Annotated in this window: 24 protein-coding genes; 12 read left to right on the top strand and 12 right to left on the bottom strand. The window is 71.5% G+C overall.

Going from position 1 to position 25,118, the window contains the following annotated elements:
• Window positions 1-25: 25 nt before the first annotated feature.
• The 5 genes from carB to carA are packed head-to-tail and all read right to left on the bottom strand — an operon-like array spanning window position 26 to window position 5,945.
• Window positions 26-3,274 carry a carbamoyl-phosphate synthase large subunit gene (gene carB / locus VQH23_RS25580; protein WP_338663508.1) on the bottom strand — a complete coding sequence of 1,083 codons (3,249 nt, stop codon included), beginning with the start codon at window positions 3,272-3,274 and terminating at the stop codon, window positions 26-28.
• Window positions 3,275-3,285: 11 nt separating this feature from the next.
• The gene (locus VQH23_RS25575; protein WP_338663507.1) at window positions 3,286-3,672 is read right to left on the bottom strand and encodes a hypothetical protein; all 387 of its coding nucleotides are present in this window, start codon (window positions 3,670-3,672) and stop codon (window positions 3,286-3,288) included.
• Window positions 3,669-3,917, bottom strand: coding sequence for a hypothetical protein (locus VQH23_RS25570; protein WP_338663506.1), 249 nt, complete (start codon window positions 3,915-3,917; stop codon window positions 3,669-3,671). Before VQH23_RS25570 ends, VQH23_RS25575 begins: the two co-directional genes overlap by 4 nt.
• Window positions 3,914-4,546, bottom strand: a complete 633-nt coding sequence (locus VQH23_RS25565; RefSeq protein ID WP_338663505.1) for a LysE family translocator — start codon at window positions 4,544-4,546, stop codon at window positions 3,914-3,916. Before VQH23_RS25565 ends, VQH23_RS25570 begins: the two co-directional genes overlap by 4 nt.
• Before the next feature lies 1 nt (window position 4,547).
• The gene (carA, locus tag VQH23_RS25560) at window positions 4,548-5,945 is read right to left on the bottom strand and encodes a glutamine-hydrolyzing carbamoyl-phosphate synthase small subunit (protein WP_338663504.1); all 1,398 of its coding nucleotides are present in this window, start codon (window positions 5,943-5,945) and stop codon (window positions 4,548-4,550) included.
• A 138-nt stretch (window positions 5,946-6,083) separates the two neighbouring features.
• On the opposite strand from carA, the gene VQH23_RS25555 reads away from it, so the two are divergent.
• From VQH23_RS25555 to VQH23_RS25535, 5 genes are all read left to right on the top strand, one after another.
• Window positions 6,084-6,542 carry a GatB/YqeY domain-containing protein gene (locus VQH23_RS25555; RefSeq protein ID WP_338663503.1) on the top strand — a complete coding sequence of 153 codons (459 nt, stop codon included), beginning with the start codon at window positions 6,084-6,086 and terminating at the stop codon, window positions 6,540-6,542.
• A gap of 51 nt (window positions 6,543-6,593) precedes the next feature.
• Window positions 6,594-8,501: a DNA primase gene (gene dnaG, locus VQH23_RS25550; RefSeq protein ID WP_338663502.1), complete on the top strand. Its 1,908-nt coding sequence runs from the start codon at window positions 6,594-6,596 to the stop codon at window positions 8,499-8,501.
• 71 nt (window positions 8,502-8,572) lie between these two features.
• On the top strand, window positions 8,573-10,513 hold the full coding sequence (rpoD, locus tag VQH23_RS25545; protein WP_338663501.1) for an RNA polymerase sigma factor RpoD: 1,941 nt from the start codon (window positions 8,573-8,575) through the stop codon (window positions 10,511-10,513).
• Window position 10,514: 1 nt separating this feature from the next.
• Window positions 10,515-11,099 (top strand): GNAT family N-acetyltransferase, encoded by a 585-nt coding sequence (locus VQH23_RS25540; protein ID WP_338663500.1) that lies wholly within the window; start codon window positions 10,515-10,517, stop codon window positions 11,097-11,099.
• 56 nt (window positions 11,100-11,155) lie between these two features.
• A complete protein-coding gene (locus tag VQH23_RS25535) occupies window positions 11,156-12,052 on the top strand; it encodes a hypothetical protein (RefSeq protein ID WP_338663499.1) in 897 nt (298 codons plus the stop codon).
• Window positions 12,053-12,130: 78 nt separating this feature from the next.
• Here VQH23_RS25535 and VQH23_RS25530 read toward each other — a convergent pair whose 3' ends face one another.
• Both VQH23_RS25530 and VQH23_RS25525 read right to left on the bottom strand, forming a co-directional pair.
• The gene (locus VQH23_RS25530) at window positions 12,131-13,024 is read right to left on the bottom strand and encodes a tyrosine recombinase XerC (protein WP_338666162.1); all 894 of its coding nucleotides are present in this window, start codon (window positions 13,022-13,024) and stop codon (window positions 12,131-12,133) included.
• On the bottom strand, window positions 13,024-13,695 hold the full coding sequence (locus VQH23_RS25525; protein ID WP_338663498.1) for a hypothetical protein: 672 nt from the start codon (window positions 13,693-13,695) through the stop codon (window positions 13,024-13,026). Before VQH23_RS25525 ends, VQH23_RS25530 begins: the two co-directional genes overlap by 1 nt.
• A 72-nt stretch (window positions 13,696-13,767) precedes the next feature.
• Here VQH23_RS25525 and VQH23_RS25520 point away from each other — a divergent pair, with 72 nt between their 5' ends.
• Together VQH23_RS25520 and VQH23_RS25515 are read left to right on the top strand one after the other, a co-directional pair.
• Window positions 13,768-15,051, top strand: coding sequence for a hydantoinase/carbamoylase family amidase (locus tag VQH23_RS25520; protein WP_338663497.1), 1,284 nt, complete (start codon window positions 13,768-13,770; stop codon window positions 15,049-15,051).
• The gene (locus VQH23_RS25515; RefSeq protein ID WP_338663496.1) at window positions 15,048-15,719 is read left to right on the top strand and encodes a phosphoribosyltransferase family protein; all 672 of its coding nucleotides are present in this window, start codon (window positions 15,048-15,050) and stop codon (window positions 15,717-15,719) included. The genes VQH23_RS25520 and VQH23_RS25515 overlap by 4 nt, the downstream gene beginning before the upstream one ends.
• Before the next feature lie 28 nt (window positions 15,720-15,747).
• On the opposite strand, the gene VQH23_RS25510 is transcribed toward VQH23_RS25515, so the two are convergent.
• Genes VQH23_RS25510 through fsa form a run of 3 tightly spaced genes read right to left on the bottom strand, consistent with a single transcriptional unit; the run spans window position 15,748 to window position 17,377 of the window.
• Entirely contained in the window at window positions 15,748-16,425 is a 678-nt protein-coding gene (locus VQH23_RS25510) for a DUF1963 domain-containing protein (RefSeq protein ID WP_338663495.1), read from the bottom strand.
• Window positions 16,426-16,481: 56 nt separating this feature from the next.
• Window positions 16,482-16,721: a hypothetical protein gene (locus VQH23_RS25505; RefSeq protein ID WP_338663494.1), complete on the bottom strand. Its 240-nt coding sequence runs from the start codon at window positions 16,719-16,721 to the stop codon at window positions 16,482-16,484.
• On the bottom strand, window positions 16,721-17,377 hold the full coding sequence (gene fsa / locus VQH23_RS25500; RefSeq protein WP_338663493.1) for a fructose-6-phosphate aldolase: 657 nt from the start codon (window positions 17,375-17,377) through the stop codon (window positions 16,721-16,723). Before fsa ends, VQH23_RS25505 begins: the two co-directional genes overlap by 1 nt.
• A gap of 39 nt (window positions 17,378-17,416) precedes the next feature.
• Here fsa and VQH23_RS25495 point away from each other — a divergent pair, with 39 nt between their 5' ends.
• Window positions 17,417-19,744 (top strand): primosomal protein N', encoded by a 2,328-nt coding sequence (locus tag VQH23_RS25495; RefSeq protein WP_338663492.1) that lies wholly within the window; start codon window positions 17,417-17,419, stop codon window positions 19,742-19,744.
• Window positions 19,745-19,754: 10 nt separating this feature from the next.
• Here the strand turns inward: VQH23_RS25495 and VQH23_RS25490 are convergent, their stop codons facing one another.
• Together VQH23_RS25490 and VQH23_RS25485 are read right to left on the bottom strand one after the other, a co-directional pair.
• The gene (locus VQH23_RS25490) at window positions 19,755-20,042 is read right to left on the bottom strand and encodes a hypothetical protein (RefSeq protein ID WP_338663491.1); all 288 of its coding nucleotides are present in this window, start codon (window positions 20,040-20,042) and stop codon (window positions 19,755-19,757) included.
• Between the two features lie 16 nt (window positions 20,043-20,058).
• Entirely contained in the window at window positions 20,059-20,301 is a 243-nt protein-coding gene (locus VQH23_RS25485; RefSeq protein WP_338663490.1) for a hypothetical protein, read from the bottom strand.
• A gap of 327 nt (window positions 20,302-20,628) precedes the next feature.
• Between VQH23_RS25485 and VQH23_RS25480 the strand changes: the two genes are divergently transcribed.
• From VQH23_RS25480 to atpD, 4 genes are read left to right on the top strand one after another with little or no spacing between them, the layout of a single operon-like run.
• Window positions 20,629-21,225: a F0F1 ATP synthase subunit delta gene (locus tag VQH23_RS25480; RefSeq protein ID WP_338663489.1), complete on the top strand. Its 597-nt coding sequence runs from the start codon at window positions 20,629-20,631 to the stop codon at window positions 21,223-21,225.
• A gap of 2 nt (window positions 21,226-21,227) precedes the next feature.
• On the top strand, window positions 21,228-22,760 hold the full coding sequence (atpA, locus tag VQH23_RS25475; RefSeq protein ID WP_338663488.1) for a F0F1 ATP synthase subunit alpha: 1,533 nt from the start codon (window positions 21,228-21,230) through the stop codon (window positions 22,758-22,760).
• 25 nt (window positions 22,761-22,785) lie between these two features.
• Window positions 22,786-23,673 (top strand): F0F1 ATP synthase subunit gamma, encoded by an 888-nt coding sequence (locus tag VQH23_RS25470; protein WP_338663487.1) that lies wholly within the window; start codon window positions 22,786-22,788, stop codon window positions 23,671-23,673.
• 13 nt (window positions 23,674-23,686) lie between these two features.
• On the top strand, window positions 23,687-25,117 hold the full coding sequence (atpD, locus tag VQH23_RS25465; RefSeq protein WP_338663486.1) for a F0F1 ATP synthase subunit beta: 1,431 nt from the start codon (window positions 23,687-23,689) through the stop codon (window positions 25,115-25,117).
• Window position 25,118 lies beyond the last annotated feature (1 nt).

Below are 25,118 nucleotides of genomic sequence, written 5' to 3'. Positions count from 1 at the left end.
TTGTCGGGTGGGGCCCTCTCGGACCCTACGAGAACGAAGGCTGAAAATACGCCTGGAGCGGCGCCACATCAAGAGTGCCCGCCCGGAGCGCCGCGATGGCGTGCACCGCCGCCCGGGCACCCGCGACGGTTGTGTAGTGGGGAACGCCCTGGGTGAGGGCCCCGCGGCGGATGTCGAAGCTATCGGAAACGGAGCGCCCGCCACCGGTGGTGTTGATCACCAGCTGGATCTCGCCGGACTTGATGGCGTCCACGCAGTTCGGCCGGCCCTCCAGCACCTTGTTCACCACGCGAACGGCCAGCCCCGCCTCCCGCAGCCGCGCCGCGGTGCCGCGGGTGGCCATGATGTCGAAGCCCATCTCCGCCAGGCGCCGGGCGAGCGAGACGGCCGCCGCCTTGTCCGTGTCCTTCACCGAGACGAAGGCGGTGCCCTTCTCCGGCAGCTTCACCCCCGCGCCCATCTGGGATTTGAGGAAGGCCCGCTCGAAGGAGAGGTCGAGGCCCATCACCTCGCCGGTGGACTTCATCTCCGGGCCCAGCAGCACATCGACGCCAGGGAAACGGTTGAAGGGGAAGACCGCCTCCTTCACCGCGACGTGGCGGTTGATCAGGCTGTCATCCAGCCGGAACTCCGCCAGCTTCGCGCCGGCCATCACGCGGGCGCCGATCTTCGCCACCGGCACGCCGGTCGCTTTCGCCACGAAGGGCACGGTGCGGGAGGCGCGGGGGTTCACCTCCAGCACGAAGATCTCGCCGTCCTTGACGGCGTACTGCACGTTCATCAGGCCCTTCACCTTCAGGGCCCGGGCCATGGCCTCGGTCTCGGCCTTCAGCTCCGTGATGATGGCGGGCGGCAGGGAGTAGGGGGGCAGGGAGCAGGCAGAGTCGCCGGAATGGATGCCGGCCTCCTCGATGTGCTCCATCACCCCGGCCACGTAGACCTCGCCATCGCCGTCGGCGATGCAGTCCACGTCCACCTCGATCGCGTCCTGCAGATATTGGTCGATCAGGATGGGGTTCTCGCCCGAGACCTTCACCGCCTCCTTGCCGAAGCGGAGCAGCTGTTCGTGGTTGTGCGCGATCTCCATCGCCCGGCCGCCGAGCACGTAGGAGGGGCGCACCACCACGGGGTAGCCGATGCGCTCCGCCTCCTTCTCCGCCTCCTCCAGGTTGCGGGCGATGCCGTTCTGCGGCTGCTTCAGCCCGAGGCCCTGGAGCATCTGCTGGAAGCGCTCCCGGTCCTCCGCGATGTCGATGGCCTCGGCCGAGGTGCCGAGGATGGGGATCCCCGCCTTGTCCAGCGCCTGGGAGAGCTTCAGCGGGGTCTGCCCGCCGTACTGCACGATGCAGCCCAGCAGCGTGCCGCGCTCCTGCTCCTTGCGGATCAGGGCGATCACGTCCTCGCCCGTCAGCGGCTCGAAGTAGAGGCGGTCCGACGTGTCGTAGTCGGTGGAGACGGTCTCCGGGTTGCAGTTGACCATGATGGTCTCGAACCCGGCCTCGCGCAGCGCGTAGGCGGCGTGGACGCAGCAGTAGTCGAACTCGATGCCCTGGCCGATCCGGTTCGGGCCGCCGCCGAGGATCACCACCTTCTGCCGGTCCGTCGGATCGCTCTCGCAGACCGGGGTGCCGAAGCCGCCCTCATAGGTGGAGTACATGTAGGGGGTGGAGGAGGCGAACTCCGCCGCGCAGGTGTCGATGCGCTTGTAAACGGGGTTCACGCCCAGCCGCTCGCGCCGCACCTGCACCTCCGGCTCGTGCAGCCCGGCCAGCTTCGCCAGCCGCTTGTCGGAGAAGCCCATGGCCTTCAGCCGGCGGAAGCCGGTGGCATCGGTGGGCAGGCCGTTCTCGATCACGCCGGCCTCGGCGCGCACGATCTTCTCGGCTTCCCGGATGAACCAGGGGTCGAACTTGCAGGCGTTGTGGATGGTCTCGACCGACAGGCCCGCACGCAGCGCCTGGGCCACCGTCAGGATCCGGTCCGGCGTCGGCGTGGCGAGCGCGCCGATCATCGCCTCCTCGGAGCCGTCGCCGGGAATGGCGATCTCGTCCAGGCCGGAAAGCCCCGTCTCCAGCCCGCGCAGGCCCTTCTGCAGCGCCTCCGCAAAGGAGCGGCCGATGGCCATGGTCTCGCCCACGGACTTCATCGCGGTGGTCAGCGTCGCGGGGGTGCCCGGGAACTTCTCGAAGGTGAAGCGGGGGATCTTCACCACCACGTAGTCGATCGTCGGCTCGAAGGCGGCCGGGGTGGTCTTGGTGATGTCGTTCGCCAGCTCGTCCAGCGTGTAGCCCACCGCCAGCTTCGCCGCGATCTTGGCGATCGGGAAGCCGGTGGCCTTGGAGGCGAGCGCGGAGGAGCGGGAGACGCGCGGGTTCATCTCGATGACGACCATGCGGCCATCCACCGGGTTGATGCCGAACTGCACGTTGGAGCCGCCGGTATCCACGCCGATCTCGCGCAGGCAGGCGATGCTGGCATCGCGCATGCGCTGGTATTCCTTGTCCGTCAGCGTCAGCGCCGGCGCGATCGTCACGCTGTCGCCGGTATGGACGCCCATCGGGTCCAGGTTCTCGATGGAGCAGACGATGATGCAGTTGTCCGCGCTGTCGCGGACCACCTCCATTTCGAACTCCTTCCAGCCGAGCACGCTCTCCTCGATCAGCACCTCGGTCGTCATGGAGGCGTCGAGGCCGGCGGCCACGATCTGCTCGAACTCCTCGCGATTATAGGCGATGCCGCCGCCCGTGCCGCCGAGCGTGAAGCTCGGCCGGATGACGCAGGGCAGCTTCACCATCTCCAGCGCCGCGCGCGCCTCCTCCATGGAGTGCGCGATGCCGGAGCGCGGGCTCTCGATGCCGATCTTCGTCATGGCATCGCGGAACTTCAGCCGGTCCTCGGCCTTGTCGATCACCTCGGCCTTGGCGCCGATCAGCTCGCAGCCGTACTTCGCCAGCACGCCCGCCTCGGCCAGCTTCAGCGCGGTATTCAGCGCGGTCTGCCCGCCCATGGTCGGCAGGATGGCGTCCGGCCGCTCCTTGGCGATGATCTTCTCCACCACCTCGGTGGTGATCGGCTCGATGTAGGTGGCGTCGGCCAGCTCCGGGTCCGTCATAATCGTGGCGGGGTTGGAGTTCACCAGGATCACCCGGTAGCCCTCAGCGCGCAGCGCCTTGCAGGCCTGGGCGCCGGAATAGTCGAACTCGCAGGCCTGGCCGATGATGATCGGGCCGGCGCCGATGATCATGATGGACTGGATGTCGGTGCGCTTGGGCATGGGCGTCTCGTTCAGCGAGAGGTCGGGGCGGCGGGCGGGGCCGCGCCGGGCAGGTCGCGCAGCAGCAGGACCGCCACCGGCGCATGGGCGATGAGCAGGGCGCCGGCCACGGCGGCCGGGTCCGATGAGGGCGCGAGTTCGGCGAGCGGGTGCCACCCGTCCCACCAGGCCCAGCCGTGCAGGGCGAGCGAACCGGTCAGGGCCGCGGCGACGCGCAGGGCCGGGGTGAGGAAGAGCTTGATGGCCCAGCGGAAGAGCAGCGTCGTGGCCGCCGCGGCGGCCGCGAAGAGCAGGTAGGAGAAGGCGAAGAGATAGATCGCCTGCACGATCGTCAGGTTCAGGATCAGCGCCAGCACGCCGATCATGGCGACGGCGCCGGCGAGCAGCTGCGGCGTCATCGCGCCCTCCCCAGGAACGGCCTGCCGATCAGGAACAGCACCGCGTGAACCCCGGCCCAGAGGGCGGCGGCCAGGGCGCGGCCCCCTTGCCGGTCGTCGTCGGCGAAGAACACGATCCCGCCGAGCGCCACGAAGGAGATCGCAATCCCGCCCAGCCACGCCCTGTCGCGCGGCTGGCCCACGCGGGTCAGCGTCCACCAGGCCAGCAGGGAGAGGGGGAGGGCGAGGACCAGCAGGCGGATCATGCGCGTCGATCCGTCGCCAGCTTCACGGCCAGCAGGGCCAGCGCCCCGCCCAGCACCCAGCGCTGCACGGCCAGCCAGGCCGGGCGGGTGGAGAGGAACCGCGCCACGCCGCCGGCACCGCCCACCAGAAGCGCGTCGAACACCGTGCAGATGGCGATCTGCACCGCGCCGAGCACGAGGCCCTGGGTGAAGAGGCTGCCCCGCGCCGGGTCCATGAAGGCCGGCAGCACGGCGACGTAGAACAGCGCCACCTTCGGGTTCAGCGCCGCCGTCGCGAAACCGAGGATGAAGAGGCGCCGCCCGCTCTCCGCCGGGATGGGCCGCGGGGAGAACAGTGCCTGCCCGCCCGGCCGCAGGCTCCCCCAGGCCAGCCAGCCGAGATAGGCCGCGCCGCCCAGCCGCATGGCGTCGTAGGCATAGGGCACGGCCAGCAACGCCGCCGTCACGCCCAGCGCCGCGCCGAGCATGATGACGAGGCTGCCGGTCTGGCACCCGATCAGCGACAGCATCCCCGCCCGTGTTCCCTGGGTCAGCGTGCGCGACACCAGGTAGAACAGGTTCGGCCCCGGCGTGATCGCCAGGCCGACCGAGAGCGCCGCGAAGGCGAGGAGGGAGGCGAGGGACGGCAAGTCAGCCCGCCTTCACCCGGTCGATCATGTCGGTGAAGCGGTGGAACAGGTGGTGGCTGTCGCTCGGCCCCGGCGAGGCCTCCGGATGATACTGCACGGAGAAGGCGTTGCGCCCCTCGCAGGAAATGCCCTCGTTGGACCCGTCGAAGAGGCTGACATGCGTGACCTTCACGCCCTCGGGCAGCGACTTGTCGTCCACCGCGAAGCCGTGGTTCTGGCTGGTGATCTCCACCTTCCCAGTCGCGAGGTCCTTAACCGGCTGGTTCGCGCCCCGGTGGCCGCGGTCCAGCTTGTAGGTCTTCGCGCCCAGCGCAAGGGCGAGGAGCTGGTGGCCCAGGCAGATGCCGAAGACCGGCTTGCCTGCGTCCAGCACGCCCCGGATCGCCGGCACCGCGTACTCGCCCGTCGCCGCCGGGTCTCCGGGGCCGTTGGAGAGGAACACGCCGTCCGGCCCGTGGCGCAGGATTTCCTCCGCCGTCGCGGTGGCGGGCACCACCGTCACGTCGCAGCCCGCATCGGCCAGGCAGCGCAGGATGTTGCGCTTGGCGCCGTAATCCACCGCCACGACCTTGTGCTTCGGCGCCGTCTCCTTCGCGTAGCCCTGGCCCCAGGCCCAGAGCCCGCCATCCCAGCGGTAGGACTGGGTGCAGGAGACCTGCTTCGCCAGGTCCATCCCCTCCAGCCCCGGCCAGCCCGCTGCCTCCGCCCGCAGCGCAGGCAGGTCGAAGACCCCGTCCGGGGCGTGGCAGATCACGCCGTTCGGCGCGCCGGCTTCGCGGATGAGGGTGGTGAGCGCCCGGGTGTCCACGCCGGAGATGCCGGGCAGGCCGTTGCTCTTCAGCCAGTCATCCAGGTCCCGCGTGGCGCGGTAGTTGGAGGGCTCCGTGATGTCCGCCTTCACCACCAGCCCGAGCGCGGCGGCGGTGGTCGCCTCCGTGTCCTCGGCGTTGGCGCCGACATTGCCGATATGGGGGAAGGTGAAGGTGATGATCTGCCCGGCGTAAGAGGGATCGGTCAGCGTCTCCTGGTAGCCGGTCATGCCCGTGTTGAAGCAGACCTCGCCGACCTTCTTGCCGGCGGCCCCGAAGCCGTGGCCCCAGATCACCTTGCCGTTTCCCAGCACGAGGCAGGCCGTCGCCCCCTCGGGCACGGTGTCGGCGTTGGCGTCCGGGGCAGGGGTGGCGGCAGGGCTCATCTCGGGCTCCGGGGCGGGGTTGGTTTCGGCGCGGGGAAGATCTGCAAGAGAGAGGCCGGTGGCGGCCAGCACCGCCGTCCAGTGGCGCGGCGGGATGGCGCGGGCCTGGCGCCACTTCCGGATCGCCTCTGTGCCCACGCCGCAATGCGCCGCCGCGGCGCTGGCGCCCCCCATGAGGGTGAGAATCTGCTCGACCGTCCGCATGCCACCCTTATGTGGGAAATTTTTTCCCAATGGAAGAGCGGCCCGCCTGGCGGCCTGGGAAGTCTCTTCCCAACCGCTTGCATGGCCCTCCAGGCCGATCCGATCTACACCGCGCCCCCGAGATCAGGAGAACCCGCAATGAGCCTGCGCGCCCGCTTCACCGAAGAATTGAAGGCTTCCATGCGCGCCGGCGACGCGGCCCGCACCTCCGCCATCCGGATGATCACCGCCAAGCTGAAGGACGCGGACATCGCCTCCCGTCCCAGCGGGGTGGACCAGATTGGGGACGAGGCGATCACCTCCATGCTCCGCGGCATGGTGAAGAGCCGGCGGGAGAGCGTGGAGATGTACCGGCAGGGCAACCGCCCGGAGCTGGCGGAGAAGGAGGAGGCGGAAATCGCGGTGATCGAGTCCTTCCTGCCCCAGCAGATGGACGAGGCCGCCATGGAGGCCGCCGTGAAGGAGGCCGTGGCCGAGACCGGCGCGGCTTCGATCAAGGAGATGGGCAAGGTGATGGCGGCGCTGAAGGCGAAGCACGCCGCGGTGCTGGACATGGCCAAGGCCGGGCCGATGGTGAAGGCGGCGCTGGGGGGCTGAGGGCTGGCTGCTGGGAGGATGTAGCCGGAGAGGATACAAGGAAGGGGAGACATGCCCCTTCCCCCCAACTTCCTGGACGAGCTGCGCGCCCGCACCCCCCTGCCGCCGCTGATCGGGCGGAAGGTCAAGCTCACCCGCAACGGGCGCCAGTGGAAGGGATGCTGCCCCTTCCACAACGAGAAGACTCCCTCCTTCTACGTCTATGACGACCACTACCACTGCTTCGGCTGCGGCCAGCACGGCGACGCCATCGGCTTTACCATGGGCACCGAGGGCCTGCCCTTCCGGGAGGCGGTGGAGCGCCTGGCGCACGAGGCCGGGCTGGAGGTGCCGAAGGAGTCCCCCCGTCAGGCCGCGCGAGAGGCCAAGGCCAGGACCCTTCACGACGTTCTCGCCGCCGCCGCCGAGCAGATGCAGCGCCAGCTCCGCGCGCCGGAGGGCCGCGAGGGCCTGGACTATCTCCGCCGCCGCGGCCTGACGGACGAGACGATCGAGCGCTTCGGCCTCGGCTGGTCCGGCGCCGGCCGGGGTGCCCTGACCGCCGCCCTCAAGCCCTTGGGCATCGAGCCCCGGCAGCTGGCCGAAGCCGGGCTGGTGAAGCCAGCGGAGGGGCGGGAGGGGACCTACAACGACTTCTTCTACAACCGCGTGATGTTCCCCATCCGGGACCGGCGCGGCCGCATCGTCTCCTTCGGCGGCCGCATCCTGGGCGACGGCCAGCCGAAATACCTGAACGGGCCGGAGACGGAGGTCTTCGCCAAGCGCCGCACCCTCTACGGACTGGACCTGGCGCGGGAGGCGGTGTTCCGCGGCCAGGCCGACCTGATCGTGGCCGAGGGCTACATGGACGTCATCGCCCTGCACCAGGCGGGTTTCACGGGCGCGGTGGCCCCGCTCGGCACGGCCCTGACACCGGAGCAGATGGAGGAGATCTGGAAGGTCACGCCGGAGCCGATCCTCTGCCTGGACGCCGATGCGGCGGGCCTCCGCGCCGCTGCCCGCTCCGCCGAGATGGTCCTGCCCCTGCTCGGCACGGAGCGGACCCTGCACTTCGCCACCGTCGAGAGCGGCAAGGACCCGGACGAGCTGATCCGCGCCAAGGGCCCGGCCGCCTTCGAGGCGGTGCTGAAGGCGAAGAAGCCCCTTTCGGTCGCCCTCTACGACCTGATGGCCGATGGCCGCCCCCTCGGCACGCCGGAAGGGAGGGCGGCCTTCCGCAACGACCTCGTCGCGGCGGCAGGGCAGATTCCCGACAAATCCCTGGCCGCCGAGTACCGCAGCGCCCTGCTGGACCGCTTCTTCCAGAGCACCCGCCGCCCGCGGGAGGCGCGCCCGGCCCCCGGTTCCTTCTCCCCGGACGGTAGCAGGGGCGGCGGCAGGGGCGGCGCCCGGCCGGGCTTCCGCCCGCCGCCGCGCCTGCCCCCCCGCACGGTGCCGGAGCAGGAGGCCACCCGGAAGGAGCAGGCCCGCTGCCTGCTCGGCATCACCCTCGCTCATCCCTGGCTGCTGAACGAGGTGGAGGAGGCCTTCGCCCTGCTGGAACTCCCCCACGGCCACCCCGCCGCCCTCCAGGCGGCCCTGCTGGCCTGGCACGCCGGGCTCGTCCTCACGGAAGCGTCAGAAGCCGGGCCGGGCTCGCTTGACTCGGCCGAACTCGTCTCCCACTTGCACGAGACCGGCCTCGACGAGGCCCGGGCCTGGGTGATTCGCGCGACCGGTCTCCCGCGGGAGGCCGGGCCGGAGGCCCAGCCCGGGGAAGCCCTCGCGGGGTGGTGGCATTTCTTCGGCTTCCTGCGGGGCGAGGGCGCGCTGGTCGAGGACCTGGAAGAGGCAAGGCGGGAGTTGGAAGCGGGGAACCCCGCCGCCCAGGCCCGCGTCGTCAGCCTCTCTCGGACCCTGCGCGCCTATCGCAGCGGCGAGACCGGGCTGGAGGATGGCGCCGAGGGCGCCAGCGCATAGGGTAGGGAAGCTTCGTTCCGGTGGCGGTGGAAACCGCCGGCCGGCATCTGGATCCGTGGCGGGAGATTGGCATGGCGACGAAGGTGGCGAACGGCACGGAGACGGCTGAGCACCGCGACGAGGCGGTGGAGGGCGCGCTGCTCGACAGCCTCCTGGCCTCCGTCAAGAAGCTCATGGCGAAGGGCAAGGAGCGTGGGTACATCACCTACGACGAGTTCAACGCCGCGCTTCCCCAGGGCCAGGTCTCCTCGGAGCAGATCGAGGACACCATGGCCCTCTTCTCCGAGATGGGCATCAACCTCGTTGAGGCTGAGGAGAGCGCCGACGAGGACGGCGAGAAGAAGGCCGCGCCGAAGGCCGAGGGCGAGGAAGAAGGCGAGGAGGGCAAGGAGGGGTCTGAGGACGAGGAGAGCGGCGGCAACGTCGACGAGAACTCCCTCGGCCGCACCGACGACCCGGTCCGGATGTACCTGCGGGAGATGGGCAGCGTCGAGCTGCTCTCCCGCGAGGGCGAGATCGCCATCGCCAAGCGCATCGAGGCCGGGCGCGACATGATGATCGGCGGGCTCTGCGAGAGCCCGCTGACCTTCCGCGCCATCATCGGCTGGCACGAGGCGGTGGTGGCCGGCAAGCTGCTGCTGCGCGACGTGATCGACCTGGAGGCGACGAACAACGCCGACATGCCGGACGGCCCGCCGCCGGAGGCCGAGGAGTTCGAGGAGGGCGAGGAGGGCGAGGGCGTCGGCCTGTCCCTCTCCGCCCTGGAGGAGAAGCTGAAGCCGGAGGCGCTGGCCGCCTTCGAGGCGATCGAGGCCGCCTACGCCCGGCTGGAGAAGATGTCCTCCAAGCGGATGGAGGCCTACACCTCGGGCGGCGAGCTCGCGGGCAAGTCCGAGAAGTCCTACGAGAAGCAGCGCCAGGAGCTGGTCGCCCTCGTCCAGAAGGTCCACCTCCACAACAACCGGATCGAGGAGCTGGTCGACCAGATCAAGGGCCTCTACCGCCGCATGGTGGGCTTCGAGGGCCAGATCCTGCGCCTGGCGGAGAGCCACAAGGTCAAGCGCGCCGAGTTCCTGGAGCAGTGGGCCGGGGCCGAGATGGACCCGACCTGGTTCGACCGCCTGGGCAAGCTGAAGGGTAAGGCCTGGCAGGCCTTCGTCGCGAACAGCCGCGACGACGCGGAGACCATCCGCTCCGAGATCGGCAAGGTGGCGGCCATGACCGGCCTGCCGGTGGCCGAGTACAAGCGCGTTTACCAGACCGTGTCCCGCGGCGAGCGCGACATGACCCAGGCGAAGAAGGAGATGATCGAGGCCAACCTGCGCCTCGTGATCTCCATCGCCAAGAAGTACACGAACCGCGGCCTGCAGTTCCTGGACCTGATCCAGGAGGGCAACATCGGGCTGATGAAGGCGGTGGACAAGTTTGAGTACCGCCGCGGCTACAAGTTCAGCACCTACGCGACGTGGTGGATCCGGCAGGCGATCACCCGCTCCATCGCGGACCAGGCGCGCACCATCCGCATCCCCGTCCATATGATCGAGACGATCAACAAGCTGGTGCGCACCAGCCGCCAGATGCTGCACGAGATCGGGCGGGAGCCGCAGCCGGAGGAGCTGGCCGAGAAGCTCGGCATGCCGCTGGAGAAGGTCCGCAAGGTCCTGAAGATCGCGAAGGAGCCGATCTCCCTCGAGACGCCGATCGGCGATGAGGAGGACAGCCACCTCGGCGACTTCATCGAGGACAAGGCGGCCATCATCCCGCTGGACGCCGCCATCCAGTCCAACCTGCGCGAGGCGACCACCCGCGTGCTGTCCAGCCTCACCCCCCGCGAGGAGCGCGTGCTGCGGATGCGCTTCGGCATCGGCATGAACACCGACCACACGCTGGAGGAGGTGGGGCAGCAGTTCAACGTGACCCGCGAGCGCATCCGCCAGATCGAGGCAAAGGCGCTGCGGAAGCTGAAGCACCCGACGCGGTCGCGAAAGCTCCGGTCCTTCCTGGACAACTGAGGTGTCCGCGGCCCCCGATCCCCTGAACCGGGTCACGACCATCCCGGTCCAGGTTGAGGTGACCTTCCTGCGGATGGAGAACCCGCCGGCGGACGCGCCGGCGGCCCTGCCGCCCGATGCCGGCGTGATCCACGTGCCCGGCTGCAGCGTGGCCTTCTACCGCTACCTCTACAACACGGTGGGGCGCGACTGGTGCTGGTGGCTGCGCCGCACCGTGCCGGACGCGAAGATCGAGGCCATCCTGCGCGACCCGGCCGTGTCCATCCACGTCCTCTACCGCGGCGGGGAGCCGGCGGGGTTCTACGAGCTGGAGCGGCGCTGGGACGGCACCACCAACCTCTCCTATTTCGGCCTCATGCCGCAGGCCATCGGGCAGCACATGGGCCGCGCCTTCCTCCGCCACGCCATCGATACGGCCTGGGACGGTGCTTGCAACCTCATGACGGTGAACACCTGCACGGCGGACCACCCGCGCGCCCTGCCGAATTACGTCGCGGCCGGGTTCCGCGCGGTGCGGCGGGTGCGGGAGGAATGGCCGGTGCCGAGCAACCTCGGCCTGCGCCTGCCCGCGCCGCCGCGGGGCTGACGGCCGGGGGCCAGAAGGGCTGTCCCGGCGTCTCTCGGGGGGAAGGGAGAGGGCCGGTGGCCGAGGACGGACCGGATTTCAGGGCGAAGCAGCGGGACGCCGGCGACGGCCCGCCCGGCGCGACGGCCGCCTTTCCCTATGACCGCATGACGGTGGAGCGGTTCCGCGAGGCCTTCCCGCAGGCGCGGTGGCGCGAGGATCTCGGCGCCTGGTTCGTGCCGGGCACCCGGGCGGAACGGCGGCTGACGGCCTGGATGGGCCGGGAATGGACGGGCGTGCTGGCCTATGCCGACGAGCGCGGCCGGGACGCCTTCACCTTCGAGCCGATCGAGAGTCCCTACCTGGAGGCCGCCGATGCGCTGGTGGTCCGGACACCGTATTCCCGGGCTGTCATCGCCGAGCTGCGGGAGGTGCCCTGGGCCCGCTGGGACCCGGCCTCCAGGGCGTGGCAGGTGCCGTTCCGGTCGTTGGAGGCTCTGCGCCGCCACTGGCCGGCCATCGAGGCCGCGGCCCGACAGGCGGAGCCCGAGGAACGGCGGAAGCGCCGGGAGGCCCGCGCCACCGCCCCGGAAGATGGAGAGAGGCGGGCCGAGGCCGCCGAGCGTCGCCGGAAGCGGTATCCCGTGCCGGAGCAGGCCCTGCCGCCGACGGACCGTGTCCTGATGACCCATGTCGGGAGCGTGGTGTTCGAGGCCGTCACGGGCGAGCCCGTCGAGCCCGCGCTCGCCGCCCGCTTCTACCCTGCCGTCGCTGCCGCCCCCGCGGCGCTGGTCTGGGCGTCCTGGCGCAGGCCGGAGCATGAGGAGCTGGTCCGCGCCTGGCCGGCCCGGACGCCGCCCGGCCCCGACGAGCTGGCGCGCGGCTGGTGGCAGCCGACGATCGAGGTGCTGCGGGAAGAGCGCCGCGGGGCGGCATCCCGGGAGCGGGCCCGGGCGACGCGCCGGTCGAGGTAAGGGGCCGGGCAGGGGGATTAAGCGGCTTCCGGCCCCGGCCATCGCGCCGGGACCTGCGGCTCCCCTGCGGCTCCGTGATCAATCGGCCCGCGGGTGGGCCCGCCGCCAGGTTTCCAGCAGCCCCGCCTGATCCACCGCCGTGTAGCGCTGGGTGGTGGAGAGGCTGGCATGGCCCAGCAGCTCCTGGATGGCGCGCAGGTCGGCCCCACCGCCCAGCAGGTGGGTGGCGAAGGAGTGGCGCAGCGCGTGGGGCGTGGCGTGCTCCGGCAACCCCGTGGCGCGGCGCAGGTCCTGCAGCGCCCGCTGCGCCACGGTGGCCGCCAGCCGCCCGCCCTTGGCGCCGGTGAAGAGCGGGTCGTTCGGCCCCGCGGCGCCGCGGTGGCGCAGCCATTCCGCCATCGCGGCCTCCACCGCCGGCAGAACGGGCACCACCCGCTCCTTCCGCCCCTTGCCCATCACGCGAAGCCCCTGGCCCGCGCGCGGCGCATCGCGCATGTCCAGCGCCAGGGCTTCCGAGATGCGAAGGCCGCAGCCGTAGAGCAGGGTGAAGAGGGCCTGGTTCCGCGCCGCCAGCGCCGGACTGTCCTCGAAGCTGTCGGTGGTGGCGGTGCGCGCCTGGGATTCCGTCAGGGCGCGCGGCACGGGCGGCTTGCGGCGCGGGCCCGTCAGCCCGCCCAGCGGCAGCGGCTCCAGCCCGTGCCGGCGGACGAGGAAGCGCAGGAAGGTCTTGATCGCCGAGAGCTGCCGCGCGCGGGAGGCGTTGCCGATCCCCTCGGACGCGCGATGGGCGAGGAAGGCGCGCAGGTCGGCCAGGCGCAGCGCGGCTAGGTCCGGTTCTCCGCCCTGATGGACCGTGAGGAAGGCCAGCAGGTCCGAGACATCGCGGCCATAGGCCTCCACCGTCTCCGGGCTGGCCCGGCGCTCGCCGGAGAGCCAGTCGAGGAAGGCGTTCCGCGCGGGAAAGGCCGCGATCACGGCCGGACGTCCAGCGCTTGGTTCAGGGCGTGGGCGAGCGCATGGGCCAGCAGGCGCAGCGGAGCGGTGGCGCCGCGCAGCGGCAGCCGCCCCGCCTCCCGCGCGCCGAGCACCAGCAGCCGGGGGCGGGCCCCCGGCAGGCGGGCCAGGGCGTCGCGGGCGATCAACGGGTGCGCCTCCCCGTGCAGGGCGGCGTCCGCGGGGGCTTCGCGCAGCAGCACCTCGCGCCCGGCCATGATCCCCGCCACGGCGCCGCAGGGCAGGTGCCGGATGCCGGGGGAGGGGGGTCCTTCGGCGGCCAGTGCGGCGCCCTCCAGCCCCAGCAGTGCCGGCCACTCGGCGGAGACCACGGCGATCGGGTCGGGCGCGCCGATCAGCGCCGTCACGGCCGTGGCGGCGCGCAGCGTCAGGTCCTGCCCGGCCCGGGCGGCCTCCGCCACCGCACCCGTCTCGGCGCGGGCGGCGCCCAGCAGCGCCTCCATGTGGTCGGCCAGGGTCTCGCCGTGGACGCGGACCGGGGGGTGCAGGGCGCGGTACAGGGCCGGCCGCTCCGCCAGGAAGCCGGGATTCGCGGCAAGGTAGGCCGCGACGCGCGCCGCCTCCTCGTCGGCGGGCCCAGTGGAGGGCCCGTCGGGCGGGCGGCCGGGCTGGGGGGAGGAGCGGATCATCCCCCGCAGATTGCCAGGGTCCGCCGCCCCGTGCGAATCGGTCCCGCGAGACAGGAGAGGGGCGGAGAGGGAATGGGCGAGGCCGGTGGTATCGGCGCGGCGGCAGGGCTGGAGCGCGCGCTCGCGGGGCGGCTCTTCGACCGGTTGCGCGAGACCTCCTTCGACGGCGTGGGCATCACCCGCGAGAGCTACGGCCCCGGCGAGTCCGCCGCGCTCGACATCCTGGAGGAGGAGGCGCGTGCCCTGGGGCTGAAGACGGCCCGGGACGCGGGCGCGAACCTCGTCGTGACGCTGGAGGGGCGCGATCCCTCCCTTCCGGCGGCCGCCTGCGGCTCCCACCTCGCTTCCGTCCCCCAGGGCGGCAACTTCGACGGCGCGGCGGGGGTGGTGGCGGGGCTGGCGGCCCTGGCGCGCTTCCGGGCCGAGGGCTTCCAACCCGCCCGCCCCATCCGCCTCATGGCCCTGCGCGGCGAGGAGAGCGCCTGGTTCGGCCGGGCCTACATGGGCTCCTCCGCCCTGTTCGGCCGCCTCTCGGCCGAGGACCTGGCGACGCCGCACGTCCTCACCGGCCGCCCGCTGACCGATTCCATGCGCGGGGTGGGCGTGGACACCGACCGCGTGGCGCGGGGCGAGGCGCTGCTGGACCCGGCCTCGCTCGCCTGCTGGCTGGAGCTCCACATCGAGCAGGGGCCGGTGCTGATCGCCCGCAACCTGCCCGTGGCGGTGGTCACGGGCATTCGCGGCAATGTCCGCCACCGCGCCGTGGAGTGCGTGGGCGAGGCCGGGCATTCCGGCGCCATCCCGCGCTGGCTGCGGCACGACGCCGTCTTCGCCACCGCCGAGCTCATCACCCGGCTGGACCGCCACTGGCGCACCCTGCTGGAGCGCGGGCGGGACCTGGTGGTGACCACCGGCGTCATCGGCACGGACCCCGCCGAGCATGCCCTGGCCCGCATCCCCGGCCGCCTCCGCTTCTCCCTGGAGGCGCGGAGCCAGAGCACGGAGGTGCTGGAAGCCTTCTACGATCTTCTTCTCTCGGAATGCGCGGGGATCGAGGAGGAGCGCGGGGTCAGGTTCCGCTTCGACCGCCGGCTGGACACGGCCCCGGCGCGGATGGATGAGGAACTGATCGGGCGCCTGCGCGCCGGGCTGCGCGCCATGGGCCAGCCGGACGAGCCGGTGCCCAGCGGCGCCGGCCACGACGCCGCCGTGTTCTCCGGGGCAGGGGTGCCGAGCGCCATGATCTTCGTCCGCAACCAGAACGGCTCCCACAACCCGCACGAGGCGATGGAGATGGACGACTTCCTGGTTGGTGCCGGGCTGCTGGCCCGCACCCTGCGGGAGATCGCGGCGTGAGCGGGGGCGCCGACATGGCCCGTCTTCTCCTGGAAGGCGGCGCGGTGCGGGTGAGCCACGAGCAGCCCTTCATCCTCGCCGCCGGCTGGGCGAGCCCCGCCTATGTCGACGTGCGCCTGCTGGTCGGCGATCCCCGCCTGCGCCGCGCGGCGGTGGCGCTGGCCGCGGGGGCGATCCGCACCGTCCTGTCGCAGCCGCCCGAGGCCCTGGCGGGTGCCGAGACCGCCGGCATCCCCTGGGCCGCCTGGCTGGCCGAGGCGCTGGACCTGCCGCTCCGCTACGTCCGCAAGCGCCCCCTGGGCATCGGCCGCAACGCCCAGGTCGAGGGCGGTTCGGTGGAGGGGATGCGCGTGCTGCTGGTCGACGACCTGATGACGGATGGCAGCAGCAAGGCCGCCTTCGCGCGCGGCCTGCGCTCCGCCGGGGCGGAGGTGACGCACGCCCTCTGCCTCTTCCACCACGGCACCTTCCCCGGCGGGGCGGAGCGGATGGCGCATCTCGGGTTGGACCTGATGGCGCTGGCGAGCTGGCGCGACGTGCTGGCGGTGGAAGGCCCGGCGGCGCTGCCGGAGACGGACCGGGCGGTGCTCGGGGCCTTCCTGGCGGACCCGGTGGGGTGGTCCGCCGCGCATGGCGGGCGGGCGACGCTGGCGCGGCCAGCCCTTTAAGGGCGGGGCCGGGCCAGGGCCGGGCGGCCTACAGGAACTGGCAGGAGAACCGCCACCCGCCATCCGCGGGGCGATGGAAATACGCGATCCCCCGGTCGCCCCACATGAACCCGACCTTCGGCTCGGACCCGACCTGGAACACGAAGTCCTCCACGCCCGCCCCGTGCTGCACCTCGCGCGGGTAGCCGCCGACCTTGGTGCCATCGTAGCGCCGAAACTCGGAGAAGAACCTCTCGCTCGCCGCCTCGTCCCGGTTGATGGGGGTCAGGTCCATCAGCGACCAGGCGTCTTCCCAGCCCGGCGCGTCGTCCTCCACCGCATCCCAGCGGACCGGGAAAGGGCGGTAGGGCGTCTCCGGCCCGGGCAGCGGCACGAGCCCGTCGAGGGCCGGGTACTCGCGGATCAGCCAGCCCTCGCCGTGCGGGGCGTCGAGGGACAGGTCGAGCGTCACGAAGAGGACGAGCATCGCCGTCGCCTCAAGCTGGGGCGGGACGAAGGGCAGCTCGTCCACGCGGATCTGCAGCAGCGGGAACATCGCCCCGCCCCGCCATTCCGGCAGCGCCTCGCCGGGCCGCCCGGTGCCGTGGAGGAACCAGGAGGTGAGCGGGTCCTCCGGCGGGCGGAAGCCGCCGACGGTGGCGACCGAGGCGGGGCGCAGAAGGCGCCGCAGCCCTGCCAGGGCCTGATCTGCCGTGCTTCCGGTCATCCCATCCTCCTCCCGCTTCCCGCCGCGATCGGATGGGAAGCCCTGGCGCGCTTTACCTACGGCCCCCGGCCGCGCCCGATGATCCGGGACGCGACCATCAGCACCACCCCCAGCGCGATCACCGCGAAGGTGAGGGGCGCGGCGGCGATCGCGTCCATCAGGGCCAGCGGCACCCAGAACAGGGAGTCGAGAGCCCAGCGCGGGAACCAGAGCAGGGCGTCCCACCCCACTGCGTGGGCTGCGACGCCCACCGCCACGAGGAGGACGCCGAGCGACCAGAGCGCCTTGGAGTGCATCAGAGAATGGACTGGCCGGTCTTCTTCCAGTCCGCCAGGAAGCTCTCCAGCCCCTTATCCGTCAGCGGGTGCTTGTAGAGGGACTTGATGACCGCCGGCGGCAGGGTGGCCACGTGGGCGCCGAGCTTCGCCGCCTGGATCAGGTGAATCGGGTTGCGGATGGAGGCCACCAGCACCTCCGTCCGGATCGCGTCGTAGTTCTCGTAGATCTGCATGATGTCGGCGATCAGCTCCATGCCGTCCTGCCCGATATCGTCCAGCCGCCCTACGAAGGGGGAGATGTAGGTCGCCCCCGCCTTGCCGGCGAGCAGCGCCTGGGCCGGGGAGAAGCACAGGGTGACGTTGACCATCACCCCGTTGTTCACCATATGTTTGCATGCGCGCAGCCCCGCTTCCGTCAGCGGCAGCTTGATCACGACGTTGGGCGCGATGCGGCCGAGGTGCTCGCCCTCCCGCATCATGCCGTCGTAATCGGTGGCCGTGACCTCGGCGGAGACGGGGCCGGGGGTGATGTCGCAAATCTCCTTGATCACCTCGGCCATGGGGCGACCCGCCTTGGCGATCAGGGAGGGGTTGGTGGTGACGCCGTCGAGCAACCCGCTCTCGGCGAGGGCACGGATCTCGGAGACCTCGGCGGTGTCCACGAAGAATTTCATGATGGGGGTCCTGAAGGGCCTGCGGTCGGACAGATAGCCATGGAAGAGGCCGAGGCCAACGCCAACCAGCCGAGCTTCGACGGCGGCCTCTTCGGGGACGGCCTTGTTTCCGCCCCTGCGGCGACCGCCAAGGGCAAGCGCGGCGCCGCGCCGAAGGGCCCGCCGGTCCGCCGCATCCGCGTGCTGCTGCCCCTGCCCCTCGATACGCCGGGCGGCGGGGCCTACGACTACCGCGTGCCGAACGGCGCCCCCCTTCCGGAGATCGGCAGCTTCGTCACCGTGCCGCTGGGCGGGCGGGAGATGCTCGGCGTGGTGTGGGACGGCGATCCCGACCCGAACCTGCCGGAGGGCAAGCTGCGCGACATCCTCGGCGTGCTTCCCGCGCCGCCGATGCGGCCGGCGCTGCGCCGATTCGTCGAGTGGGTCTCGGCCTACACGCTTTCCCCGCCCGGCGCTGTGCTGCGGATGGCCATGTCCGTCCCCTCCGCCCTGGAACCGCCGGGGCAGCAGGCCGGGTGGAAGCTCTCCGCCGCCGGGAGGGCCGCGCAGGGCGGCGCCCCGGGCTACCGCATGACGCCCCAGCGCCGCCGCGTGCTGGACGTGATGGAGCCGGACGAGCCCCGCGCCGGCGCCGACATCGCGGACGAGGCGGGGGTCTCCACCGCCGTGCTGCGCGGGCTGGCCGATAACGGCCTGATCGAGCCCGCCCTGCTGCCGCGCCCGCGGGCCTTCGCCCGCCCCGATCCCGATCATCCCGGCCCCGTGCTGGGCGAGGAGCAGGCCGGGGCCGCCGCCACGCTGCGCGAATCCGTGGCGAAGCGCGCCTTCGGCGTCACCCTGCTCCAGGGCGTCACCGGCTCCGGCAAGACGGAGGTGTACCTGGACGCCGTGGCGGAGTGCCTGCGCCAGGGGCGGCAGACCCTCGTCATGCTGCCGGAGATCGCCCTCTCCACCCAGTGGCTGGACCGCTTCCGGGAGCGCTTCGGCTGCGCCCCCGCGCTCTGGCACTCCGAGCTCTCCGGCCGCCAGCGCCGGGCCACCTGGCGCGCGGTGGCGGATGGCGAGGCGGGGGTGCTGGTCGGCGCCCGCTCCGCCCTGTTCCTGCCCTACCCGGACCTCGGCCTCATCATTGTGGACGAGGAGCACGAGACCGCCTTCAAGCAGGAGGACGGGGTGATTTACCACGCCCGCGACATGGCCGTGGTGCGCGCCCGCATGGCGGAGGCCACCTGCGTCCTCGTCTCCGCCACCCCGAGCCTGGAGACGCTGACGAACGCGGAGCAGGGCCGCTACACCGCCCTGAACCTGCCCACCCGCCACGGCAGCGCCGGCCTGCCCGAGGTGACGGTGCTGGACCTCCGCAAGACCCCGCCGGAGCGCGGCCGCTTCATCGCCCCGCCGGTGATCGAGGCGATCACCGAGACCCTGGCGCGGGGGGAGCAGGCGATGCTCTTCCTCAACCGCCGGGGCTACGCGCCGATGACGCTGTGCCGCGCCTGCGGCCACCGCATCCGCTGCCCCAACTGCACGGCCTGGCTGGTGGAGCACCGCGCCCAGCGCCGCCTGCAGTGCCACCACTGCGGCCACGCCGAGCCCATCCCCCCGCACTGCCCGGAATGCGGCGCGGAGGGCAGCCTGACCGCCATTGGGCCGGGGGTGGAGCGGGTGCAGGAGGAGGCGGCGGTGCTCTTCCCCGACGCCCGACGCCTCGTGATGGCGAGTGACACCATTCCCGGCCCTGCCGCCGCCGCGGAGGCGGCGCGGCAGATCCAGGACCGGGAGGTGGACCTGCTGATCGGCACCCAGATCGTCGCCAAGGGCTGGCACTTCGCCCATCTGACGCTGGTGGGGGTGGTCGACGCCGATCTCGGCCTCGCGGGCGGCGACCTGCGCGCCGCGGAGCGCACGGTGCAGCTCCTCCACCAGGTTTCCGGCCGTGCCGGCCGTGCCGAGAGCCCGGGGCGGGTGCTGCTGCAATCCTGGAACCCGGACCACCCCGTCATGGAGGCCCTCGTCTCCGGCGACCTGCCCGCCTTCATGGCGGAGGAGGCGGAGGCGCGCCGCCCCGGCAACTGGCCGCCCTTCGGCCGTCTGGCGGCGCTGATCGTCAGTTCGGAGGATGAGCGCGCGGCGGACCGGGTGGCGCGCGATCTCGGGCTGTCGGCACCGGGCGGGACGGGGGTGGAGGTGCTGGGCCCGGCGCCGGCGCCGCTGGCCATGCTGCGGGGCCGCCACCGCCGCCGCCTGCTGTTGAAGGCGCGGCGCGACGTGGCGGTGCAGCCGCTGCTGCGGGAATGGCTCTCCCGCGTGGAGGTGCCAAACGCCGTGCGGGTCCAGGTGGACGTGGACCCCGTCAGCTTCCTCTAGAGGGAAGGACCTACCCCTGGCGGGGCAGGTCTTCCGTCGCGTTCCGCGCCATCGCGGTGGCCTCGCCCTCGACGATCTCCTCGGTGGCGTCGGGCGCCTCAGTGAAGCCGGGGAGGGGGGAGCGGGTTGCCGGATCGGCCTCCGGCGCGCCCTCGGCCGCGGCCTTGTCCAGCTCGTCGCCCCGCCCGGTCCCGGGCTGGAGACCGGGCCGCCAGCCGCCGGTCTCGCGCAGGGCCTTCTCCTCCGCGGCGCCCTCGTAGGACGCCGCGGAGGAGGGATCGGCCTTCGGGCCGCTCATGGCCGGCCCGCCCGCCTCAGGGCTTGCCGCCGGAGGGCGAACCCGGCCCGCCCTCGCCCTTCTCGGTCGAGGCGCCCGTATCCTCGCCCTCCGGCGAGATAAAGCCCGTCGTGCCGCTCTTCACCGCGGGGTCGGAGGCCGGGAAAGTGTCCTCCAGCGCCTTCTCCACCTTGGCGTTGGGGGTCGCGTCGGGCTTGAGGTCGGACACCCAGTGGCCGGTCTCGTGATCCCGCTTCTGGTCGGTCTTGTCGCTGTCCATCTTGTCCTCCTCCGGAGGGCTGTCGTGGGGCCGGTCATGCCCGGTCCCCCATGAAGCGCGGCAGATGGGCCAAGGGTTCCATTCCGGTCGCCGAAGCGGCCAGGGGAGAGCCCAGGAGAGAGCCCAGGAAGCGCCGAGGAGAAGATAGAACCGTTGCAGGGCGATGGACGTCCCGCATTGCACCGTGTTAAGGGGCGCGCGCCGGTGCCGGGGGGATTCTCCGGGCGCCCACTTAAGGCCCGCGAAGGCCCCGCCCGGAGGTACCGCCCCCGGGGCGGGCCGCGGAACGGGCCGGAAGGTTCTCACACCCCTCGAACGGGATCGCCAGTGGCCTCCGAAGCCGTCTCCAACGACAAGACCGCCGCCACCCCGGGCAGCCATGTCACGGGGGGCGCGGCCGGGCGCTACGCCCTGGCTCTGCTGGAGCTGGCCAAGGACAACAAGGCGGTGGACGCCACCGCCGCCGAGGTGGAGAAGCTCTCCGACCTCGTGGGTACCGACGAGGCGTTCCGTGCCTTCCTCGCCGACCCCCGGCTGGACTCCAAGACCCAGCGGGCCGGCGCCTTCGCCGTGCTGGACCGCGCGGGCGTGGGCGGGGAGGTGAAGAAGCTGGTGGGCGTGCTGATCGCCAACCGCCGCCTGGCCGTGCTGCCCGCCGTCCTCCACGCCTTTGGCAACCTGCTCGCCGACCAGCGCGGGCAGCAGACCGCCGAGGTGACCACCGCGCACGCGCTGACGGGCACCCAGCGCGCCCAGATCGCCGCCCGCCTCACCGAGGCCGGGTACTCCAACGTCCGCCTCTCCGAGACGGTGGACCCGTCCATCCTGGGCGGCCTGATCGTTCGCATCGGGTCCCGCCTCTACGACACTTCCATCAAGTCCAGGCTGCAACGCCTGTCATACGCCATGAAGGGGGCCGCCTGACCATGGACATCCGTCCCGCCGAGATTTCCGACATCCTGAAGCAGCAGATCGCTGGCTTTGACACCGAGGCCGACGTGGCCGAGGTGGGCACCGTGCTCACCGTGGGCGACGGCATCGCCCGCTGCTACGGCCTGCAGAACGTCATGGCCGGCGAGATGGTGGAGTTCCCCTCCGCCGGCGTGCGCGGCATGGCGCTGAACCTCGAGACCGACAACGTCGGCATCGTGATCTTCGGCTCCGACCAGCAGATCCGCGAGGGTGACACCGTCGCCCGCACCGGCACTATCGTGGACGTGCCGGTGGGCCGTGGCCTGCTCGGCCGCGTGGTCGATGGCCTGGGCAACCCGATCGACGGCAAGGGGCCGCTGACGGACGTCACGCGCTCCCGCGTCGAGGTGAAGGCGCCGGGGATCATTCCCCGCAAGTCCGTGCACGAGCCGATGCAGACCGGCATCAAGGCGATCGACAGCCTGATCCCGATCGGCCGCGGCCAGCGCGAGCTGGTCATCGGCGACCGTCAGACCGGCAAGACCGCCGTCATCATCGACACGATCCTGAACCAGAAGACCGTCAACGCCGGCACCGACGAGAGCAAGAAGCTCTACTGCATCTACGTCGCGATCGGGCAGAAGCGCTCCACCGTCGCCCAGCTCGTCCGCACGCTCGAGGAGCGGGGCGCGATGGAGTACTCCATCGTCGTCGCCGCCACGGCCTCCGACCCGGCCCCGATGCAGTTCCTGGCGCCCTACACGGGCTGCACCATGGGCGAGTTCTTCCGCGACAACGGCATGCACGCGGTCATCTTCTACGATGATCTCTCCAAGCAGGCCGTGGCCTACCGCCAGATGTCGCTGCTGCTGCGGCGTCCGCCGGGCCGCGAGGCCTATCCGGGCGACGTGTTCTACCTGCACTCCCGCCTGCTGGAGCGCGCGGCGAAGATGGGCGAGGGCGCTGGCCTCGGCTCCCTCACCGCGCTGCCGGTGATCGAGACGCAGGCGGGCGACGTCTCGGCCTACATCCCGACCAACGTGATCTCCATCACCGACGGCCAGATCTTCCTTGAGACCGAGCTGTTCTTCCGCGGCATCCGCCCGGCGGTGAACGTCGGCCTGTCGGTGTCCCGCGTGGGCTCGGCGGCGCAGATCAAGGCGATGAAGCAGGTCGCCGGCAAGATCAAGCTGGAGCTCGCGCAGTACCGCGAGATGGCGGCCTTCGCCCAGTTCGCCTCGGACCTCGACGCCTCCACCCAGGCGCTGCTGGCCCGCGGCGCGCGGCTGACGGAGCTGCTGAAGCAGCCCCAGTACGCGCCGGTGCCGGTCGAGGAGCAGGTGGTGTCGATCTTCGCCGGCACGCGCGGCTTCCTGGACAAGGTCCCGACGAACAAGGTGGGCGAGTTCGAGAGCCGCATGCTCTCCGAGCTGAAGGCGACGAAGCCGGAGATCCTGGAGTCGATCCGCAGCAGCGGGCAGATCACGGGCGACAACGACAAGGCGCTGGCGTCCTTCCTCGACGGCTTTGCCAAGTCCTTCGGCTGAGCAGGGGGCATAGGGAGCAGCCCTCATGGCCAGCCTGAAGGACCTGCGCGGTCGCATCAACAGCGTGAAGTCCACGCGCAAGATCACCTCGGCGATGAAGATGGTCGCCGCGGCCAAGCTGCGCCGCGCCCAGGCCCAGGCCGAGGCGGCGCGGCCCTATGCCCAGCGGATGGAGCGCATGCTCGCCTCCCTCGGCACGGCGGTGGCGGACAGCCCCGACGCGCCGCGCATGCTGGTGGGCACCGGGCGCGACCAGACGCACCTGCTGGTGGTGGTCACGGCCGAGCGCGGCCTCTCCGGCCCCTTCAACACGAATGTCGGCCGCTTCGCGCGCGCCCGCATCCGCGCGCTGGAGGCCGAGGGCAAGACGGTGAAGGTGCTGACGGTGGGCCGCAAGGGCGCGGCCTTCCTGAAGCGCGAGCTCGCCAGCCGCATCATCGGCGAGATCAGCTACGTCAACATCAAGCGCATCGGCTTCGAGCAGGCCGACGAGATCGCCACCCGCATCACCGCGATGCTGGAGGCGGGCGAGTTCGACGTCTGCACGCTGGTCTACAACCGCTTCCAGAGCGTGATCGCCCAGGTGGCGAGCGAGCAGCAGCTCATTCCCGCAGCCCTGCCGGCGAACGACACCGCGAACGCCTCCTCCGAGGCCGGTGCGCTCTATGAGTACGAGCCGGGCGAGGAGGAGCTTCTCGCCGCCCTGCTGCCCAAGAACCTCGCCATCCAGATCTATCGCGCGCTGCTGGAGAGCCAGGCCGGCTTCTACGGAAGCCAGATGACGGCCATGGACAACGCCACCCGCAACGCCGGCGACATGATCAACAGGCTGACGCTGAACTACAACCGCACGCGACAGGCCAACATCACCAAGGAGCTGATCGAGATCATCTCCGGTGCTGAAGCCGTCTGAAGGAACCCGCCCCATGAAGAACAACGTTGGCAAGGTTACCCAGATCCTTGGCGCCGTGGTGGACGTCCAGTTCCCCTCCGAGCTGCCCTTCATCATGAACGCGCTGACCACCACCGTGGGCGACCGCACCCTGGTGCTGGAAGTGGCCCAGGAGTTGGGCGAGCGCACCGTGCGCTGCATCGCCATGGACACGACCGACGGCCTGGTCCGCGGCACCGAGGTGGTGGACACGGGCAAGGGCATCGCCGTGCCGGTGGGTGAGGGCACGCTGGGCCGCATCGTGAACGTCATCGGCGAGCCGATCGACGAGCGCGGCGCCGTTCCCCACGACAAGACCTACACCATCCACCGCGACGCCCCCGCCTTCGACGAGCAGGCGACCGCGGCCGAGATCCTGGTGACGGGCATCAAGGTGGTGGACCTCCTCGCCCCCTACCTGAAGGGCGGCAAGATCGGCCTCTTCGGCGGCGCCGGCGTCGGCAAGACGGTGACGATCCAGGAGCTGATCAACAACATCGCCAAGGGCCATGGCGGCGTGTCCGTCTTCGCCGGCGTGGGCGAGCGCACCCGCGAGGGCAACGACCTCTACCACGAGATGATCGACGCCGGCGTCATCAAGCTCGGCGAGAATGGCGGCACCGAGGGTTCCAAGGTGGCGCTGGTCTATGGCCAGATGAACGAGCCGCCGGGCGCCCGCGCCCGCGTCGCCCTCTCCGGCCTGTCCATGGCGGAGTACTTCCGCGATGAGCAGGGCCAGGACGTGCTCTTCTTCATCGACAACATCTTCCGCTTCACCCAGGCGGGCGCCGAGGTGTCCGCGCTTCTCGGCCGCATCCCCTCCGCGGTGGGCTATCAGCCGACGCTGGCCACCGACATGGGCGCGCTGCAGGAGCGCATCACCTCCACGAAGAAGGGCTCCATCACCTCGGTGCAGGCCATCTACGTGCCCGCCGACGACCTGACGGACCCGGCGCCTGCCACCTCCTTCGCGCACCTTGACGCGACGACGGTGCTGAACCGCTCCATCGCCGAGCTCGGCATCTTCCCGGCCGTGGACCCGCTTGACTCCACCTCCCGCGCGCTCGACCCGCGCGTGGTGGGCGAGGAGCACTACCGCGTGGCCCGCGAGGTGCAGCGCGTCCTGCAGACCTACAAGTCCCTGCAGGACATCATCGCCATCCTGGGCATGGATGAGCTGTCCGAGGAGGACAAGCTGGTCGTGGCGCGCGCGCGCAAGATCCAGCGCTTCCTCTCCCAGCCCTTCCACGTGGCCGAGGTCTTCACCGGCACGCCGGGCGTCTTCTGCAAGCTCGAGGACACGATCCGCTCCTTCGCGGGCATCGTGGCCGGCGAGTACGACCACCTCCCCGAGGCCGCCTTCTACATGGTCGGCACCATCGAGGAGGCCGTGAAGAAGGCCGAGACCCTCAAGGCGAACGCCTAGT

The sequence above is a fragment of the Pararoseomonas sp. SCSIO 73927 genome (assembly GCF_037040815.1).
Lineage (GTDB): Bacteria > Pseudomonadota > Alphaproteobacteria > Acetobacterales > Acetobacteraceae > Roseomonas.
The sequence above is the reverse complement of the archived record's forward strand: the minus strand, read 5'-3'. Positions and strand labels throughout refer to the sequence as shown.